At 43.9% G+C, this 17,160-nt stretch carries 12 protein-coding genes; all 12 read left to right on the top strand.

From position 1 onward, the window contains the following. Positions 1 to 3: 3 nt before the first annotated feature. Positions 4 to 4,653 (top strand): PolC-type DNA polymerase III, encoded by a 4,650-nt coding sequence (locus RYL27_RS03575; protein WP_314965295.1) that lies wholly within the window; start codon positions 4 to 6, stop codon positions 4,651 to 4,653. A 108-nt stretch (positions 4,654 to 4,761) separates the two neighbouring features. Continuing rightward, positions 4,762 to 6,855 carry an elongation factor G gene (locus RYL27_RS03580; protein WP_314965297.1) on the top strand — a complete coding sequence of 698 codons (2,094 nt, stop codon included), beginning with the start codon at positions 4,762 to 4,764 and terminating at the stop codon, positions 6,853 to 6,855. A gap of 1,188 nt (positions 6,856 to 8,043) precedes the next feature. Beyond that, positions 8,044 to 9,072 (top strand): phosphate acyltransferase PlsX, encoded by a 1,029-nt coding sequence (plsX, locus tag RYL27_RS03585; RefSeq protein WP_314965299.1) that lies wholly within the window; start codon positions 8,044 to 8,046, stop codon positions 9,070 to 9,072. A 21-nt stretch (positions 9,073 to 9,093) separates the two neighbouring features. Continuing rightward, positions 9,094 to 9,330 (top strand): acyl carrier protein, encoded by a 237-nt coding sequence (acpP, locus tag RYL27_RS03590; RefSeq protein ID WP_183683992.1) that lies wholly within the window; start codon positions 9,094 to 9,096, stop codon positions 9,328 to 9,330. 2 nt (positions 9,331 to 9,332) lie between these two features. Next, a complete protein-coding gene (gene rnc / locus RYL27_RS03595) occupies positions 9,333 to 10,058 on the top strand; it encodes a ribonuclease III (RefSeq protein WP_314328080.1) in 726 nt (241 codons plus the stop codon). Next, on the top strand, positions 10,039 to 13,302 hold the full coding sequence (gene smc / locus RYL27_RS03600; RefSeq protein WP_314965301.1) for a chromosome segregation protein SMC: 3,264 nt from the start codon (positions 10,039 to 10,041) through the stop codon (positions 13,300 to 13,302). The genes rnc and smc overlap by 20 nt, the downstream gene beginning before the upstream one ends. A 9-nt stretch (positions 13,303 to 13,311) precedes the next feature. Beyond that, positions 13,312 to 14,187, top strand: a complete 876-nt coding sequence (gene ftsY, locus RYL27_RS03605; RefSeq protein ID WP_007156150.1) for a signal recognition particle-docking protein FtsY — start codon at positions 13,312 to 13,314, stop codon at positions 14,185 to 14,187. 79 nt (positions 14,188 to 14,266) lie between these two features. After that, complete coding sequence (locus RYL27_RS03610) at positions 14,267 to 14,581, top strand: transcriptional regulator (RefSeq protein ID WP_308580126.1); 315 nt, start codon at positions 14,267 to 14,269, stop codon at positions 14,579 to 14,581. Beyond that, complete coding sequence (gene ffh / locus RYL27_RS03615; RefSeq protein ID WP_314965305.1) at positions 14,571 to 15,950, top strand: signal recognition particle protein; 1,380 nt, start codon at positions 14,571 to 14,573, stop codon at positions 15,948 to 15,950. The genes RYL27_RS03610 and ffh overlap by 11 nt, the downstream gene beginning before the upstream one ends. Positions 15,951 to 16,120: 170 nt before the next feature. Next, the gene (gene rpsP, locus RYL27_RS03620) at positions 16,121 to 16,360 is read left to right on the top strand and encodes a 30S ribosomal protein S16 (protein ID WP_007156147.1); all 240 of its coding nucleotides are present in this window, start codon (positions 16,121 to 16,123) and stop codon (positions 16,358 to 16,360) included. Between the two features lie 26 nt (positions 16,361 to 16,386). Beyond that, positions 16,387 to 16,614, top strand: a complete 228-nt coding sequence (locus RYL27_RS03625) for a KH domain-containing protein (RefSeq protein ID WP_007156146.1) — start codon at positions 16,387 to 16,389, stop codon at positions 16,612 to 16,614. Between the two features lie 51 nt (positions 16,615 to 16,665). Further along, the coding region (rimM, locus tag RYL27_RS03630) for a ribosome maturation factor RimM (RefSeq protein WP_314965308.1) at positions 16,666 to 17,160 on the top strand (495 nt) is incomplete at its 3' end.

Raw genomic sequence — 17,160 nt, forward strand, 5'->3', positions numbered from 1 at the left:
GGCATGAAGCAGTTTTTTCAAGTATTTCAGGAATTAACGGTATCGGAGCATTTAAGGGGAATGTTTTTGAATACCACCATAAGCAGAATCACCTTGAAAAAAGACAGGTCGAAGCTGAGTATTTATTTGCATAGCGATCATTTACTGGAGCGAAGTGATATTCGGGAAATGGAAGAGGCTATCTATAAGCAGCTCTTTATCGGGAAGAAAATCAGCATTTGCATCCGGGAAAGCTTTCATCTATCCAGCCAATATACGGCAAAAGTACTTTATGAGTTTTATGAAAAGTCTCTTTTTGAGGAATTAAAGGAAAGAAACATTCTCCTGTATCAGATGATGAAGCAGGGAGAACTGGAATGGAGAGAAGACAATCGTCTCTCTCTTATTTTAGAGGAACAAATTCTTTTTCAAAAGGAAGAAAAGGAATGTGTTAGGGTCATTCAAAAGATTTTTGAAGAGCGTTGCGGTGTTCCTATCCATTTTACCATCCGGTTTGTGCCGGCAAATAAAAAGGCTGAGGAGGAAGAGGATAAGGCGATTGCCTCTCTGTATTCTTCTTCCGGGAATCCGGGATATTCAGAAGAAGGATTGTCCGATATTTATCCAGGGGCAGAGGGAAGTGCAGCTTATTCCGGAACAGAAGATAGGGCAATACAGGATGGAGAAGCAGCTTCATTAAGCCAAGAGAGTTCCGCACTTTCTGATGGAAACAGCTCGTCAGAGAAATTTGCAGGACAAGGCCAAGACTTTGATGCTGAGAAAAATGCGGGAAATACTCATGTCGGTTTAGCAAAGAATAGTGCTAATACTACTTTAGAGAAGAAATCCATAGAAGATTCTCTCAAACAGAAGACAAGCTCCGGGGAAAAATCCTTTGAAAAGAAGGGCTTTGAGAAAAAAAGCTTTAGCAAAGGAAAGTTCCAGTTTAAGCGTTCCGACCATAGTGATGTGTACTATGGCAGAGATTTTAGCGATACCCCCATTCCTTTAAAGGATATCCCGGAGGATGGCGGTTTGGTAACGGTGGAAGGTTTGATTATTCAGGTGGATGAACGAGCCACCCGTTCCGGAAAAACCATTTTCAGCTTCTCCTTTACGGATGATACGGATTCTTTAGCCTCTAAGATTTTTGTGGAGGAAGAAAATCTGGAGGAAGCCAGAGCCTTTCTCAAAAAGGATAATGCCATTTGCATCAAGGGAACTATGGAGTATGACAGCTACGACCAGGAGATGGAGCTGGCCCATGTGCAGGGAATCAAGAAATCTTCCTTCACCCGGAAAAAGAGAGAAGATTTAGAGAAAGAAAAGCGGGTAGAACTGCATTTACATACCAAGATGTCGGATATGGACGGGGTTTCAGATATTGAAAAATATATCGACAGAGCCCTGGATTTTGGCATGCCTGCCATGGCTATCACGGATCATGGTGTGGTACAGGCCTTTCCGGATGCCATGGCTTATTTGAAAAAGATAGGAAGACAGAAGGATTTACAGCTGATTTACGGCATGGAAGGCTATCTGGTAAATGACCTGGATTCCATTGTAAAAAATGCTTGCAAGAGAGATCTAAGCAGTACCACCGTGGTATTTGATTTGGAAACCACCGGTTTTGATCCGAGAGTCAATCATATTATAGAAATCGGTGCGGTAAAGATTGAAGACGGAAAAATCATTGACCGGATGGATGTGTTTGTAAATCCGGGAGTGCCGATTCCCTTTCGAATTACCCAGTTAACCTCTATAGATGATTCCATGGTAATGGATGCCAAAGGAATCGAAGAGGTGCTTCCACAATTTCTGGACTTTGCCAAGGATGCGATTTTGGTGGCTCATAATGCGGACTTTGACTATCACTTTGTCAGCACCAAAGCCAAGGCCTTAAACATTCCTTTTTCAGCACCGGTTATCGATACGGTGGCCTTGTCCCGCCTGCTTTTACCCAGGTTAAATCGTTTTAAGTTAGACACCGTGGCGAAGGAATTAAAGATTGAGCTTTTGCACCACCATAGAGCAGTAGATGATGCGGAGGCTACTGCAAGAATTTATCTAAAAGAGTTAGAGCTTTTAGAGCAAAGAGGCGTTAGCTCCTTAGAAGAAATCGACCGGTTGGAGGTGGATCAGGTGGGGAAGGCACGAAAGCTCCCCAGCTACCATATTATCCTGCTGGCAAAAAATGATATTGGAAGAATTAACCTCTATCGTCTGGTTTCTCTGTCCCATTTGCAGTACTTCCGAATGAAGCCGAGAATTCCCAAGTCTTTGCTGAAAAAATATCGGGAAGGACTGATTATCGGCTCAGCCTGTTCCAGCGGAGAGCTTTTTCAGGCCATGGTGCGAGGGGCGGATGACCAGCAGCTTTTGGAGATTGCCTCCTTCTATGATTATCTGGAAATTCAACCTTTAGGGAATAATGCCTATATGCTGGAATCAGATCGTTTTTCCGCAGAAACGGAAGAGGATTTGATTGACTATAATAAGAAGATTATTGCCTTGGGAGAACAGTTAAAAAAGCCGGTATGTGCTACCTGTGATGCCCATTATGCGGATGAGGAAAATGATGTTCTTCGGAGAATCGTTTTAGCTACCAAGGGAATGACAGATGAGGAAGGAGAGGCGAAGCTCTTTTTTAGAAGTACCACGGAGATGCTGGAGGAATTTTCCTATCTGGACAGCAATACCCAAAAGCAGGTGGTCATTGACAATCCCTTGAAAATCATGAAAATGTGTGAGCCGATAAAGCCGGTGCGGCCCGACAAGTGTCCTCCGATTATTGAACATTCAGACGAAACTTTACGGCAGATTTGCTACGAAACTGCCCATAAAATCTATGGCCCAAACTTACCTGCAATGGTAGAAAACCGCTTGGAGACGGAATTAAATTCTATTATCTCTAACGGTTATTCCGTGATGTATATTATTGCCCAAAAACTGGTGGATAAGTCCAATGAGGACGGCTATCTGGTAGGTTCCCGAGGTTCCGTTGGCTCTTCCTTTGCCGCTACCATGGCCCATATTACCGAGGTAAACCCATTGCCTCCCCACTATGTCTGCCCCAACTGCTACTACACGGACTTTGACTCGGAGGAGGTAAAGTCCTATTCCGGTATGGCAGGATATGATATGCCCAGTAAAACCTGTCCCCACTGCGGTACGGTTTTAAACCGTCTGGGCTTTGATATTCCCTTTGAAACCTTTCTGGGCTTTGACGGAGATAAGGAGCCGGATATCGACTTAAACTTCTCCGGAGAATATCAGGCCAGGGCCCATGCCTATACCGGAGCTATTTTTGGAGAGGAAAATACCTACAAGGCGGGAACTATCGGTACTTTAGCTGAAAAAACCGCCTATGGTATGATTAAGAAATTTTATGAAGAGCGGGGGGAGAAGAAGAGAACTGCAGAACTGAATCGTCTGGTAGCGGGAATCACCGGAATCAGAAGAACCACCGGACAGCATCCGGGAGGAATTGTGGTGCTTCCCCACGGAGAGGATATCAATACTTTTACGCCGGTACAGCATCCTGCCAATGATACGGAAAGCCCCATTATTACCACCCATTTTGACTACCATAAGATTGACCATAACCTTTTGAAATTGGACATTCTGGGACATGATGACCCCACCATGATTCGAAAGCTGCAGGATTTAACGGGCTTGGATCCGGTAAAGGATATTCCCTTGGATTCTCCTGAAGTGATGTCCTTGTTCCAATCCACGGAAGCTTTAGGCATTTCCCCGGCAGATATTCAGGGGGTGGAATTGGGCTGCCTGGGGATTCCGGAGTTTGGTACCCAGTTTGCTATGCAAATGGTACAGGATACCAAACCGAAATACCTTTCCGACCTGATTCGTATCTCCGGACTTTCCCATGGAACGGATGTCTATCTGAACAATGCCCAGGATCTTATCCTAAGCGGGGTAACCACCCTTCGTGAAGCTATTTGCTGTCGTGACGATATCATGGTGTATTTGATGCACATGGGCTTGGAGCCGGGAGAAAGCTTTAACATAATGGAGGCTACCAGAAAGCATAAGCCCTTAAAGGATGAGTGGTGCGAGCACATGCTGGAGCATGGAGTACCTCAGTGGTACATTGATGCCTGTAAAAAAATCAAGTACATGTTCCCTAAGGCCCATGCGGCAGCCTATGTTATGATGGCTTATCGTGTAGCCTATTGTAAGGTCTTCTACCCTAAGGAATACTATACCGCCTATTATACGGTTAGAGCGGACGGCTTTGACTTTGACAAAATGTGCTTCGGTGTGGAGAAGCTCCGTTTTCATATTAAGGAGTACTCCTCCAGAGAGAAGCTTTCCGCAACAGATCAGCTCTGTCTTCGAGATATGAAGATTTGTGAGGAAATGTATGCCAGAGGAATTCAATTTGCTCCTTTAGACATCTACAAGGCGAAGGCAAAGGACTTCCAAATCACGGAAAAGGGAGAGATTATGCCTTCCTTTAGTTGTATTGCCGGTTTGGGAGAAGCGGTGGCCCAGGGATTAGAAGAGGGCGCAAAATATGGAAAATACCTGTCCAAAGATGATTTTATTCAAAGAACCCACTGCCCCAAGGCCTTTGCAGACAAATTCCATGAATTGGGACTTCTAGGTGACATTCCCCTATCCAATCAGATGTCCCTCTTTGACTTATAATACAAAACAACGGATTTTCTTGTAATATTGCCTTTTTTCATATACAATACAACTATATATCTTGCGACATGCAATAGGCTGCATTGTTAGAAATAGGAGGAAGGATCTATGAAAGTTTATGAAACCGGCAGTATTCGTAACGTAGTTCTTTTAGGTCATGGAGGTGCCGGAAAAACCACCATTGCAGAAGCATTAGCTTATGTAACTTCTGGAATTAATAGAATGGGCAGTGTTGATGACGGGAACACCCTGTCTGACTTTGATAAAGAAGAAAAGAAGCGGAAGTTTTCCATTTCCACTTCCGTGATTCCTATCGAGTATAAGGGAGAGTCCGGAGAGCTGAAGATGAATATTTTGGATACTCCCGGATACTTCGACTTTGTAGGAGAGGTGGAAGAGGCTGTTTCTGCGGCAGATGCGGCGATTATCGTGGTAAACGGTAAGGCGGGGATTGAGCCGGGAACGGTACGGGCCTGGGAGCTTTGTGAAGCCAATGCTCTTCCCAGACTTTTCTTTGTCAGCAATATGGATGATGACAAGGCTTCCTTCAGACAGCTGGTTCTGGATCTGGAAAAGCAGTTCGGTAAGTCCGTAGCACCTTTCCAGCTTCCTATCCGTGAAAATGAGAAATTCGTGGGCTTTGTAAACGTGGTAAAGATGGCCGGAAGACGCTTTACAAAGATGAATGAATATGAGGCTTGCCCCATTCCCGACTATGTGGAGAAGCACTTAACCATTGCCCGTTCCGCCTTACTGGAGGCAGTAGCGGAAAGCTCCGATGAACTGATGGAGAAGTATTTTGCCGGAGAAGAGTTTACGGTAGAAGAGATTCAGGCCGCTTTACGGGAGAATGTAGAAGCCTGCAAGATTGCTCCGGTGCTTATGGGTTCAGGCCCCAATGTTCAGGGCTTTAATGTATTACTTCAGGTTTTAGAGAAATATTTCCCCTCTCCCGAGTCCTTGGAATCCATCGGTGTGGATGCTTCTACCGGAGAGCACTTTAGAGCAAAGTATCAGTCCGATAAGAGCTTGAGCGCAAAGATTTGGAAGACTATTGCAGATCCTTTCCTTGGAAAATACAGTCTATTTAAGATTTGTACCGGTGTATTAAAGGCCAATTCCGAGATTTACAATGTGAACAAAGAAAGCATGGAAAAGGTGGGAAAGCTCTATCTCCTTCGGGGAAATACCCCTATCGAAGTGCCTGAGCTGAAGAGTGGAGACATCGGTGCGGTAGCAAAGTTAAGTATCAGTGAAACCGGAGACAGCATCTCCGTTCGTAATGCGCCTATTTTGTATCATGGCCCTAAGCTTTCCGAGCCCTTTACCTTTATGGCTTATCGTGCAGAGCAGAAGGCGGATGAGGATAAGCTTTCCACTGCTTTACAGAAGATGATGGACGAGGACAGAACCATCAGATTACAGGCTGACCCGGAAAACAGACAGAGCTTAATTTATGCTATAGGAGAACAGCAGTTAGAGGTTTTGGCTTCCCGATTAAAGGATCGATACAATGTTTCCATTAATCTGGAAAAGCCACGCTTTGCTTATCGTGAGACCATTAAGAAGACGGTAAAGGTTCAGGGTAAATATAAGAAGCAGTCCGGTGGACACGGACAGTACGGAGATGTTGTTATGGAATTCTCTCCAAGCTTTGACTATGACCAGGCCTATAGTTTTAAGGAGCAGGTATTTGGCGGTGCTGTACCGAAGAATTATTTCCCGGCTGTTGAAAAGGGAATTGCAGAGTCCTGCAAGAAGGGACCTTTGGCAGGATATCCTGTTGTAGGAGTCAATGCCACCTTACTGGACGGCTCCTACCACCCGGTAGACTCCTCCGAGCAGGCCTTTAAGACAGCGGCTTCCATGGCTTTTAAGGATGCTTTCCTACAGGCAAGCCCCATGCTTTTAGAGCCGATTGCACACCTGAATGTTACTGTTCCGGATACCTTTACCGGAGATATTATGGGAGATCTGAATAAGCGTAGAGGAAAGATTTTGGGTATGACCGCCCTTAGAGACGGAAAGCAGCTGGTTGAGGCTGAGCTTCCCATGAGTAACCTCTATCTTTATAACACCGACCTTCGCTCCATGACCGGAGGAGCAGGAAGCTTTTCCTTCTACTTCGTTCGCTACGAGCAGGCTCCCGGAGATATCCAGAATCGTGTAGTGGAAGAGTCCAAGAAGATGATGGAAGAATAAAAAGAAATGAGAAATCTTAAGATGATATATCCCATTGTAGTCGTAGTGGTAGGGTTTACTCTTTCTTATGTATTTTCTGTTTGGAAACTAAGAGGAGTACTTGAGTTTTTTGTGTATACTCTTACTATTCTTTTGATGATTATAGTGGGCAGAAAAATATACCATAAGAGTTAGAATTGCATTTCAAACCAAATATCAAACTTAAAGGTAGCTATAGTTTTAGCTACCTTTTTTTATATTTACAAGGAAGAAATGAGCGTTATAGGACAAAACGTGTGTAAAAAAATATTTCAAAATTTAGCAGTAAATACTTGAAAATAAACTACAATAATGATAAGCTTCAAATAAGTTAATTATAACAAATTCGGGATGTAGTAAATTTATTGGATATCACTTGAGAAAAATGCAATTCAAGATTGTATTAATTTACTTCAAAATAGGGAAATAGTTATTAGAAGAAGAATAGCAGCAGGAGCGGCGACTTTGCCGAATTATTTATATTTGACAAGTGATGTATATTCAAGCCACAGCGTGGGTAAAATTTATACTAGATATGAAAACAAATATTATTTAGATTCGGCGAGAACACAGTATGTGGGTTCTTGGTCATTCAGTAAACGATGGGGACATTAAAGTATGAAATTTGTGAAACAGGAGATATTACGTGCACTTTTAATACTGGTAGTACAAATGCTAACAAGCTTTATGATAGCATATTTTACCGATAGAACATGGAGCTTAAAGAACTTCATTTCTAACTATGTAATCATAGTATTTTGGGTTAATTATTTGGTTTGTAAAATAGCTATTACATTTTTTAGGAAAGCCATTTTAAAGAAAGATGAAAATAGTTAGAGTAACGATTATTCGCAAAAAGTGCGTTTGATTCTATGAATTAATAATAATTTGTTTTGATCAAATATATTTCAGAAAAAAATATTCTAATATAAAAAAACAGTAAATCAAGTCGGTTTACTGTTTTTTTTGTAAATGGTCAATAACCCGTCATCTTTTTTCTCTCCACAAAAATTGAGACATTCATTAGTCTGCATGATGGAGTTACCAACGATTACTTGACAGTAATCTAGCAAGAAATGGCTTGCTGCTTACAATTGACAGAAAATCAAGAATACTCTATCATATTTCTGATTCCTTAAGAAGAAATAACGAGTTTCAGATGAGGTGAATATGATTCGTATAGCCATTGATGCCATGGGAGGGGACTTAGCGCCTGCTGCCATTGTAAAAGGGGCAATTGACAGCCTTTCTTCCTGCCCGAATACAAAGCTTCTTCTCTTCGGTGATGAGAAAGCCATTCAGGAGGAATGTGCCAAATACCAATATGATACAGAAAGAATAGAGATTATTCCCTGTAGCGAGAATATCAGCTTGCATGAGTCTCCGGTTATGGCCATTCGGAGAAAAAAGGACTCCGGTATCGTTAAGGGAATGAAGGCGGTTAAGGAGGGAGAGGCAGAGGCCTTTCTTTCTGCCGGTTCCACCGGAGCAATTTTAGCCGGAGGACAGCTGATTGTAGGAAGAGAAAAGGGGGTACTCCGTCCTCCCCTTGCGGCTTTAATGCCTACAAGACAGGGAGTCACTCTTCTTACAGACTGCGGCGCCAATGTGGATGCCCATCCGGAGTGGCTGGTACAGTTTGCCAAGATGGGTGCCATCTATATGAAGGAAATGCTGGGCGTTCCCTCCCCAACAGTAGGCCTGGTAAATATCGGTGCGGAAGAAGAAAAGGGAAATGCTCTGGTGAAAGCTGCCATGGAAAAGTGTAAGGAGGAAAAGGACTTAAACTTTATCGGTTCCGTGGAGGCCAGAGATATTGTGGAAGGAAGCTGTTCCGTAGTGGTTGCAGATGCCTTTGTGGGAAATGTGGTTTTGAAAATGTACGAGGGTGTAGGAAAGATGCTTCTTTCCGAAATCAAGGCCGGCATTAAAGAAGGGGGACCCCTGTCCTTGGTGGGGGGTGCACTCATTTCCTCTGCTTTAAAAAAGAGAATGAAAAGATTTGATGCCAAAAGCCATGGTGGAGCTCCTATCTTAGGCTTAAAGGGGCTCGTGGTAAAGGTTCACGGAAATACGGATGGAGCGGAGATTACTACGGCCATTCGACAGGCCAAGGAATTTGCAGAAAAGGGCTTGACCAAGAAGATTGCGGAAGCCTTGGATTTCTCTGATAAAGAAGAGGAAAGCAAGGAAGAATAGATTACAGGAAAGGACAGTAATATGGAATTGGATAAGTTAAAGGAAATTATTGCCAGAGAATTACAGCATGTCAAGAAAGAGGAAATTACGGAAGATTCTCGTTTTGTAGAGGATTTAAATGCTGATTCCTTGGATATTGTACAGATTATTATGGGAATTGAGGAAGAGTTCGGCATTGAAATTCCGGAAGAAGCAAGCTTTCAGATTAAAACCGTTGGAGAAGCACACAAAGCTATTTTAAAGGCTTTAGGAAAATAAAAATGATGGAAAACATGGGCAGCACTCCTTCTCTTTCCAAGCTGGAAGAGGATTTGGGGTACCACTTTCAAGATCAGAAGCTTTTATTGCACGCCTTAACCCACCCCTCTTATTCCAATGAGATGGGGCATCCCAAGGAGGCCTCCAACCAAAGGCTGGAATTTCTGGGGGATGCGGTGTTGGAGCTGGTTTCCAGTACCCTTCTTTACCATAAGAAACCGGTGATTCAGGAGGGGCGGATGACTAAGCTTCGGGCGGCATTGGTATGTGAATCGGCTCTGGCTGTGGTGGCAAAATCGCTGCAGCTTTCTTCTTATCTTCTTTTAGGAAAGGGAGAGGAAAGAGAGGGGATTCAATTTCGGGATTCCGTTTTATCCGATGCTTTGGAAGCGGTGATTGGTGCCATTTATCTTGACGGCGGTATGGAAAAGGCGGAAGGCTTTGTTCGGGGAAAGGTTTTATCCGATATTGAGCATAAAACCCTCTTCCAGGATGCGAAAACCATGTTGCAGGAGTATTGTACGGCAAAACATTATCCTCTGGAGTATGATTTATTGGAGGAAAGCGGTCCCTTTCATCAGCGTTTTTACAAGGTGTCCGTAAAGGTAAATGAAGAGGTGTACGGCATCGGAGAGGGAAGCTCCAAAAAGAAGGCAGAGCAGGCGGCTGCCTATTTTGCATTAGAAAAAATAAAGGTGGAAACAGGGGATGTATTTAAAGTCTATTGAAATTCAAGGATTTAAGTCCTTTGCCAATAAAACTGTTTTGGAATTTTCTCCCGGTATTACCGGGATTGTAGGGCCTAACGGCTCCGGAAAATCCAATATTTCTGATGCGGTTCGTTGGGTTTTGGGAGAACAGAAGGTAAAACAGCTTCGTGGAAATTCCATGCAGGATGTTATTTTCTCAGGAACTGCCTTAAGAAGAGCCCAGGGCTATGCCTATGTAAGCATGTGCTTTGACAATGTAGACCATGCCTTAAATCTTCCCTATGAGGAAATTACCGTTAGTAGAAGACTGTATCGTTCCGGAGAATCGGAATATCGTTTAAATGATGCGGAATGCCGTTTAAAGGATATTCACGAGCTTTTTTATGATACCGGAATCGGAAAAGAAGGCTATTCCCTAATCGGACAGGGGCAGATTGATAAGATTTTGTCCGGAAAGGCGGAAGAGCGAAGGGCTCTCTTTGATGAGGCGGTGGGAATTGTTAAGTTCAAAAGAAGAAAGGACATTTCCCAGAAAAAGCTGGAAGAAGAACAGGCCAATATGGAGCGTATTCAGGATATTCTTTCTGAGCTGGAAAAGCAGCTGGCACCATTGGAGAGACAGTCCGGAAAGGCAAAGAATTATCTACAGCTTAGAGATAAGCTCTTACTTTATGAAGCCAATCTTTTCCTTCTGGAAATGAAGGAGGCGGAGAAAGGATTAGAGGAATTAGCGGAAAAAATTGAGAATTTAAGCTATTTTCAAAAAGAAGAGGAAGAGAAACAGAATCGTTTAACCCAAGCCTTTTTAGCAATGGAAAGGGAGGGGGACACCTTAGAGGCGGAGGAACAGAGGATTCGACAGCGGGAAGAAGAGTATCTGTCGGAAAAGGCGGAGATAGAACGCCGGATTTCTCAGCTTCGAGAGGATATTTCCGGAAAAGAAAGCAGTAAAAAGCATTTTCAGGAACAAATTGAAAAGCTAAAGGAGGAAAGTAGCCGGCTTCTTGGAAAGATGGAGGATTTGGCGGCTACTTTATTTGCTATGCAGGAGCAGTTTAGCTCTTTGCTCCCATTTAGTAAGGACAAATCAGAAGTTCAGCTGGACATTGATTTTATTCGTTCCACCATTAAGGAAGCGGAAAGAACCATTCAAAACTGCTTCGGAAACAATTTTGCCTTTGAAGAAGCACCAAAGCTTTCTGGGGAAGAGGAAGAAAATCTTGGGGAGCAGTTTTTAGCCTTTCAGGAAAAAGAGGAGGAGCTGAAAAAAGCCCGGGAAAAATTTCAGTCTTTACTCCAAAGTATGCAGGGGCTCTCCCGGGAATTGCAGGAAAAAAGACAGGAGCTGGAATCCGAAAAGAGTCGTTTGGCTGTTCAGGAGAGGGCGGTGGAAAATCAAAGCCTTCGCCTTGAGAACCTGGAAAATCTTGCAGAGCGTTATGAGGGCTTCGGTAATGCGGTTCGCTTCTGTATGAGAGAAAAGGCTAGGGAAAAAGGTCTGATTGGCGTGGTGGCGGAGCTGATTTCTGTTCCCAAAGACTATGAGTTGGCGCTGGAAATGGTCCTTGGTTCCGGTCTGCAACAATTGGTTTGTGAAGATGAAGGCACTGCAAAACGATTGATTGAAAAGTTAAAAAGGGAGAGGCAGGGTAGAGCCAGTTTCCTTCCTCTGCCTTCTCTTCGAAAAAACAGAGATGAAAAATATGATAGTTTAAAAAAGGAAGCGGGAGTGATTGGGGTATTTGCAGATTTGATTAAGGTTCCGGATTCCTGTAAGGGCTTAGAAAATTATCTTTTATCCAGAGTGCTTTTGGTGAAAAGCATGGAGGAGGCTCTTAGCTTAGAAAAGAAATATCATCATAGCCTAAGGATAGTTACTCTGGAAGGAGAACTTTTACAGGCAGGGGGAGCTATTTCCGGAGGTGCCTATAAGAATAATTCCTCTCTTATGGGAAGAAAAAGAGAGATGGAAGAACTTAAGGAGAGCATTGAGAAGGGAAAGGAAGTCTGCAACACTATTAGGAAGTCTGTAGTGGAGAAGGAGAAGGCTTGCAATAGGCTGGAACAGGAGCTCTCCACGAAAGAAGAAGAAAGACATCAACAGGAGAAGGGGATTTCTGAACTGGAGCTTATGTTACAGGCGAAGATGCAGTTAGAGTATCAAACCCTGTCCACCAAAACGGATTTTCTGACGGAGCAGATGCATGGCTACAGCGATGCTTTGGAAAAACTCTTTGCGGAAAAATTTGATCTGGAAGAGGCGGAAAAGCAGTCAAAGGAATCCGTATTGCATCAGGAGGAGGAAATTCTAAAGCTGCAGGAAAAGCTTTCCGATGGAGAAAAAGCATTTTCCGATAGAAAGGAAAGCCTGCAAAGTATTCAGGAGCAGAAGCAAAAGATTGCCGAAAAACAAAAAGCATACTTTGCGGAAAAGGAGAAGTTTGCAGAGGCTCAGTTAAATCAGGAAAAGGAAGCTCTTCGTCTGGAAAATCAAAAGGAAAAATTAGAGGAGCAAAGCGCCAAGTCCGCCCAGTATATTTTGGAAGAGTACGGTCTGCAGTTCTCCGAGGTGAAGCAGTATTACCGGGAGGAGCTTTGCGAAGATCCTGCGCTTTCCAAGGAAATTCAGGAAATGAAGGGGAATATCCGGAACCTTGGCCCCATAAATCTGGACAGTATTCAGCAATTTGAAGAGGTTTCGGAGCGTTACAGCTTTCTGCATAAGCAGGTGGAGGATCTTCTTACTTCCGAAAAATCTTTGCAGGAGATTATCGCTGACCTGGATCGGGGAATGCGGAAGCAGTTTCATGAAAATTTTTCCAAGATTCAAGTGGAGTTTAACAAGGTTTTCCGTGTTCTATTCGGCGGAGGACAGGGAAGACTGGAAATGGAAGAGGGAGAGGATGTGCTGGAAAGCGGTATTCGTATCGTAGCGGAGCCCCCCGGAAAGAAATTACAAAATATGATGCAGCTTTCCGGAGGAGAAAAAGCGCTTACCGCTATTTCCCTGCTTTTTGCTTTGCAAAGTTTAAAGCCTTCTCCCTTCTGTTTATTGGATGAGATAGAGGCGGCATTGGATGATTCCAATGTGGTACGCTTTGCGGAGTATTTGCATCATTTGATTAAGAACACCCAGTTTATTGTCATTACCCATAGAAGAGGAACGATGGAAAGGGCAGATAGACTTTTCGGTGTTACCATGCAGGAAAAGGGGATTTCCACCCTGGTATCCGTGGATCTTGTAGAAGACCAATTGCAATAAGGAGGCGTTATGGCAAATTTTTTTACCAAAATACTGAATAATATTTTTCAATCCAATGAGGTAGCTGATGAGGCCTTTTATGAAGAGCTGGAAGAGGCCATGATTCTCAGTGACGTTTCCTATAGCAGCTGCATGCGTATTATTGATGCGGTAAAGCATGAGGCCAATCAGCGGGGAGTCAACCTCACCCGGGATGTGCAAAAGATTCTAAAGGACTATATTCTGGATTTAATGATGGTGGAAGAAGGCTATTATGCCTTTGAACAGGAGAAAAGCATTATCTCCGTCATCGGCGTAAATGGCGTAGGAAAAACCACTTCTATCGGAAAGCTTGCCTATCATTTAAAGAAAAAAGGGAAGAAAGTTATCCTTGCGGCGGCGGATACCTTCCGTGCCGGAGCCATTGAGCAGCTGGTGGAATGGGGAAACCGTGTAGGGGTGGATGTGATTCACCAAAAGGAAGGCTCCGACCCTGCGGCAGTGGTTTTCGATGCCCTCCAGTCCTTTAAGGCAAAAAATGCGGATGTTTTGATTATTGATACCGCAGGTAGACTGCACAATAAGAAAAACCTGATGCAGGAGCTTGGAAAAATTAACCGCATCATTGACCGGGAATTTGCGGAAGGCTACAGAGAAACTCTGGTGGTTTTGGATGCCACCACAGGCCAGAACGCCATGAGCCAGGCAAAGCTCTTTAAAGAATGCAGCCAGGTTACCGGCGTAATCTTAAGTAAGATGGACTCCACCGCGAAAGGCGGTATGGCCCTATCCATACAGGCAGAACTGGGCCTTCCGGTAAAATACATGGGCACCGGGGAAAAAGTGGAAAATTTACAGCGCTTCGATGCCAAGCGATATGTTGAAGATATTTTTGACCTGCATTAAGGCAAAGCTTCCTGCTGTCAACAAAAACGCTTGACAGCGGGAGCCTTTTTTGTTATTTTACTATATCGTGAGGTGAAGTATGGAAGCATTTGTGGAGAAGGGAAACCTGTTTTTGCTGTATTCCGGCCTGTTAAAGGAGAAGCAAAGACAGATTTATGAATACCATATTTTGGAAGACATGAGCTTTACGGAGATTGGCTTGGAAATGGGTATCACCAGGCAGGCAGCCCAGGCGGTATTTCGAAAGGCTGACGAAAAGCTAAAGTTCATCGAAGAGAATCTTCACCTGGCAGAAAAGTGGCTCAGTATACGGCGTTGTGCGGAAGAAATTCAGAGCAAGGCACGGGATGCGGAAATCAAAGCATTAGCAGGAGAAATCATTCATGGCATTTGAAAGTTTATCCGATCGTTTAAGTGATATATTTCAAAATTTATCCGGAAAGGGAAAGCTTTCCGAGGAGGATGTAAACCTTGCCTTAAAGGAAGTTCGAATGGCTTTGCTGGAAGCAGACGTGAACTTCAAGCTGGTAAAGGATTTCATTGCCAAGGTCAAGGAATCCGCCATCGGAGAAGAGGTATTTTCCTCTTTAAGTCCGGCTCAGACCGTTATTAAGATTGTTCGGGACGAGCTGACCAAGATGATGGGGGAAGAGAATACGGAGCTAAAGCTTCGCCCTCAAAGTGAGATCACGGTTTTGATGATGGTGGGCTTACAGGGAGCCGGAAAAACCACCACTGCGGCAAAGCTTGCAGGAAAGTTCCAAAAGCAGCATAGAAAGCCTTTACTGGTAGGCTGCGACATTTACAGACCGGCGGCTATTGAACAGCTTCGTGTCAATGCGGAAAAGCTTTCTATCCCCTTCTTTAGCTTGGGAAATCAGGTTAAGCCGGAGGAAATTGCAAAGAAGGCTTATGAAGAGGCCAAGGTAAAGGGCTATAACCTTTTGATTTTGGATACCGCCGGAAGATTGCAGATTGATGATGCTTTGATGGAAGAGCTAAAGCGGATGAAGTCTGCTGTACCTGTTGACTGGACCATCCTTACCGTGGATGCCATGACCGGACAGGAAGCGGTAAATGTTGCTGAGAGCTTCAGTAAGGAAGTGGGAGTCGACGGCGTAATCCTCAGTAAGTGCGATGGAGATACCAGAGGAGGAGCTGCCTTATCCATTAAGGCCATGACCGGACAGCCTATTCTCTACTTGGGTATGGGAGAAAAGCTTTCCGATTTAGAGCCCTTCTATCCGGACCGTATGGCAGGTCGAATTCTGGGAATGGGAGATGTACTTTCCCTCATTGAAAAAGCCCAGAGCGAAATGGATGAGGAAAAGGCCAAGGAATCCGTTAGGAAATTGTCCAAGGGACAGTTTAACTATGATGATTTCCTGGATCAGATGAATCAGTTGCAAAAGCTTGGGGGAATTGCAGGAATTTTAAAGCTGCTTCCCGGTATGAACAAGGCTATGCAGGGGATTGATCTGGAGGATTCCGAGAAGAAGATGAAGCAGGTAAAATCCATTATCCAGTCCATGACCTTTAAGGAAAGAGCCAATCCGAAGCTTATGAACCCCTCCCGAAAGAAAAGAATTGCCCAGGGAGCCGGGGTGGATATTGCAGAAGTCAACAAGCTGGTAAAACAGTTTGAAGAGATGCAGAAGATGATGAAGCAGTTTGGCGGTTCCATGAAGGGAAAGCACGGAGGCTTCCCGGGAATGGGAATGGGCAAGAATCCCTTCGGAAGAGGCGGCGGATTTCCCTTCTAAAAAAAGATGGATTTCCCTTCTAAAGAACAGGTAGGCTCCCCTACTAAAGAATAGGCGGTTTGTATTCTAAAGGATAGGAAACTTGCATTTTCATCAAGCATTTTATGTAGCATTTCAACAGCTAGTCTGTAGAAATAAATTTATCTAAACACACACAAAGGAGAAAAGAAATGGCAGTTAAGATCAGATTAAGAAGAATGGGACAGATTCACGCACCTTACTATCGTGTTATTGTGGCAGATTCCAGAAGCCCAAGAAACGGTAAGTTCATTGCAGAGCTTGGATACTATGATCCAACCAAGGAGCCAACAGTATTTAAGGTAGACGCAGAAGAGACAAAGAAGTGGTTACAGAACGGAGCACAGCCAACAGAAACTGTTGCAAGACTTCTGAAGAAGTTTGACATCTAAGTCTTATTTCAAAGGAGGATGCTGTCGTGAAGGAATTACTGGAAACCATTGCAAAGGCATTGGTTCAGTTTCCTGAAGATGTTCATGCTGAGATGGAAGAGAAGGAGGGAGAAATCCACCTGACTCTTTCCGTAAATGAGCAGGACATGGGAAAGGTGATTGGACGATCAGGTCGTATCGCCAAGGCGATCCGTTCTGTCATGAATGCTGCTGCATCCAAGCAAAATCTCAGAATATCCATTGATATTCAGTAAGGGGAAGGTATGTCTTAGGGCATACCTTTTCTTCACGCTAGGGGAGGAAAGATGTTAAAAGAGCTACGAGTAGGAACGATTTTGAAGCCCCACGGTTTAAAAGGGGAAATGAAGGTTTATCCCACAACGGAGGAACCGAGACGCTTTACCCAATTAAAGGAATTGATTTTACGAAGAGAAAGTCAGGGACTTCGGGATACTTCCTTTTCTGAAAGCAGAAAAATCAAGTCCGTTCGCTTTCAAGGAGAATTCCTGCTTTTACAGCTAGAGGGAATTGACTCTGTGGAAATGGCGGAGAAATATCGTAACGTATCTTTGATGATTCCAAGAGAGCAGGCTCTTCCTTTAGGGGAAAATGAGTTTTTCCTTGGGGATTATATCGGAATGGAAGTCTATATTGAGGGAAAAGAGCTTCTGGGAGAAGTGAAGGAAGTGATTGAAACCGGAGCGAACCTGGTATTTTCAGTGGAAGGGAAAGACAAGGAATATCTGATTCCCCATATTCCTCCGGTGGTATATGAAATCAAGGAGAATCGTATTGCCATT

It is taken from the genome of Oribacterium sinus, assembly GCF_963537195.1.
GTDB lineage: Bacteria > Bacillota > Clostridia > Lachnospirales > Lachnospiraceae > Oribacterium > Oribacterium sinus_A.

Excerpts from the sequence above, each read along its gene's own strand:
- RYL27_RS03580 (WP_314965297.1), top strand. The coding sequence starts at position 4,762 with ATGAAAGTTTATGAAACCGGCAGTATTCGTAACGTAGTTCTTTTAGGT.
- RYL27_RS03610 (WP_308580126.1), top strand. The coding sequence starts at position 14,267 with ATGGAAGCATTTGTGGAGAAGGGAAACCTGTTTTTGCTGTATTCCGGC.
- rnc (WP_314328080.1), top strand. The coding sequence starts at position 9,333 with ATGATGGAAAACATGGGCAGCACTCCTTCTCTTTCCAAGCTGGAAGAG.
- smc (WP_314965301.1), top strand. The coding sequence starts at position 10,039 with ATGTATTTAAAGTCTATTGAAATTCAAGGATTTAAGTCCTTTGCCAAT.
- ftsY (WP_007156150.1), top strand. The coding sequence starts at position 13,312 with ATGGCAAATTTTTTTACCAAAATACTGAATAATATTTTTCAATCCAAT.
- plsX (WP_314965299.1), top strand. The coding sequence starts at position 8,044 with ATGATTCGTATAGCCATTGATGCCATGGGAGGGGACTTAGCGCCTGCT.
- rpsP (WP_007156147.1), top strand. The coding sequence starts at position 16,121 with ATGGCAGTTAAGATCAGATTAAGAAGAATGGGACAGATTCACGCACCT.
- acpP (WP_183683992.1), top strand. The coding sequence starts at position 9,094 with ATGGAATTGGATAAGTTAAAGGAAATTATTGCCAGAGAATTACAGCAT.
- RYL27_RS03575 (WP_314965295.1), top strand. The coding sequence starts at position 4 with ATGAAGCAGTTTTTTCAAGTATTTCAGGAATTAACGGTATCGGAGCAT.
- ffh (WP_314965305.1), top strand. The coding sequence starts at position 14,571 with ATGGCATTTGAAAGTTTATCCGATCGTTTAAGTGATATATTTCAAAAT.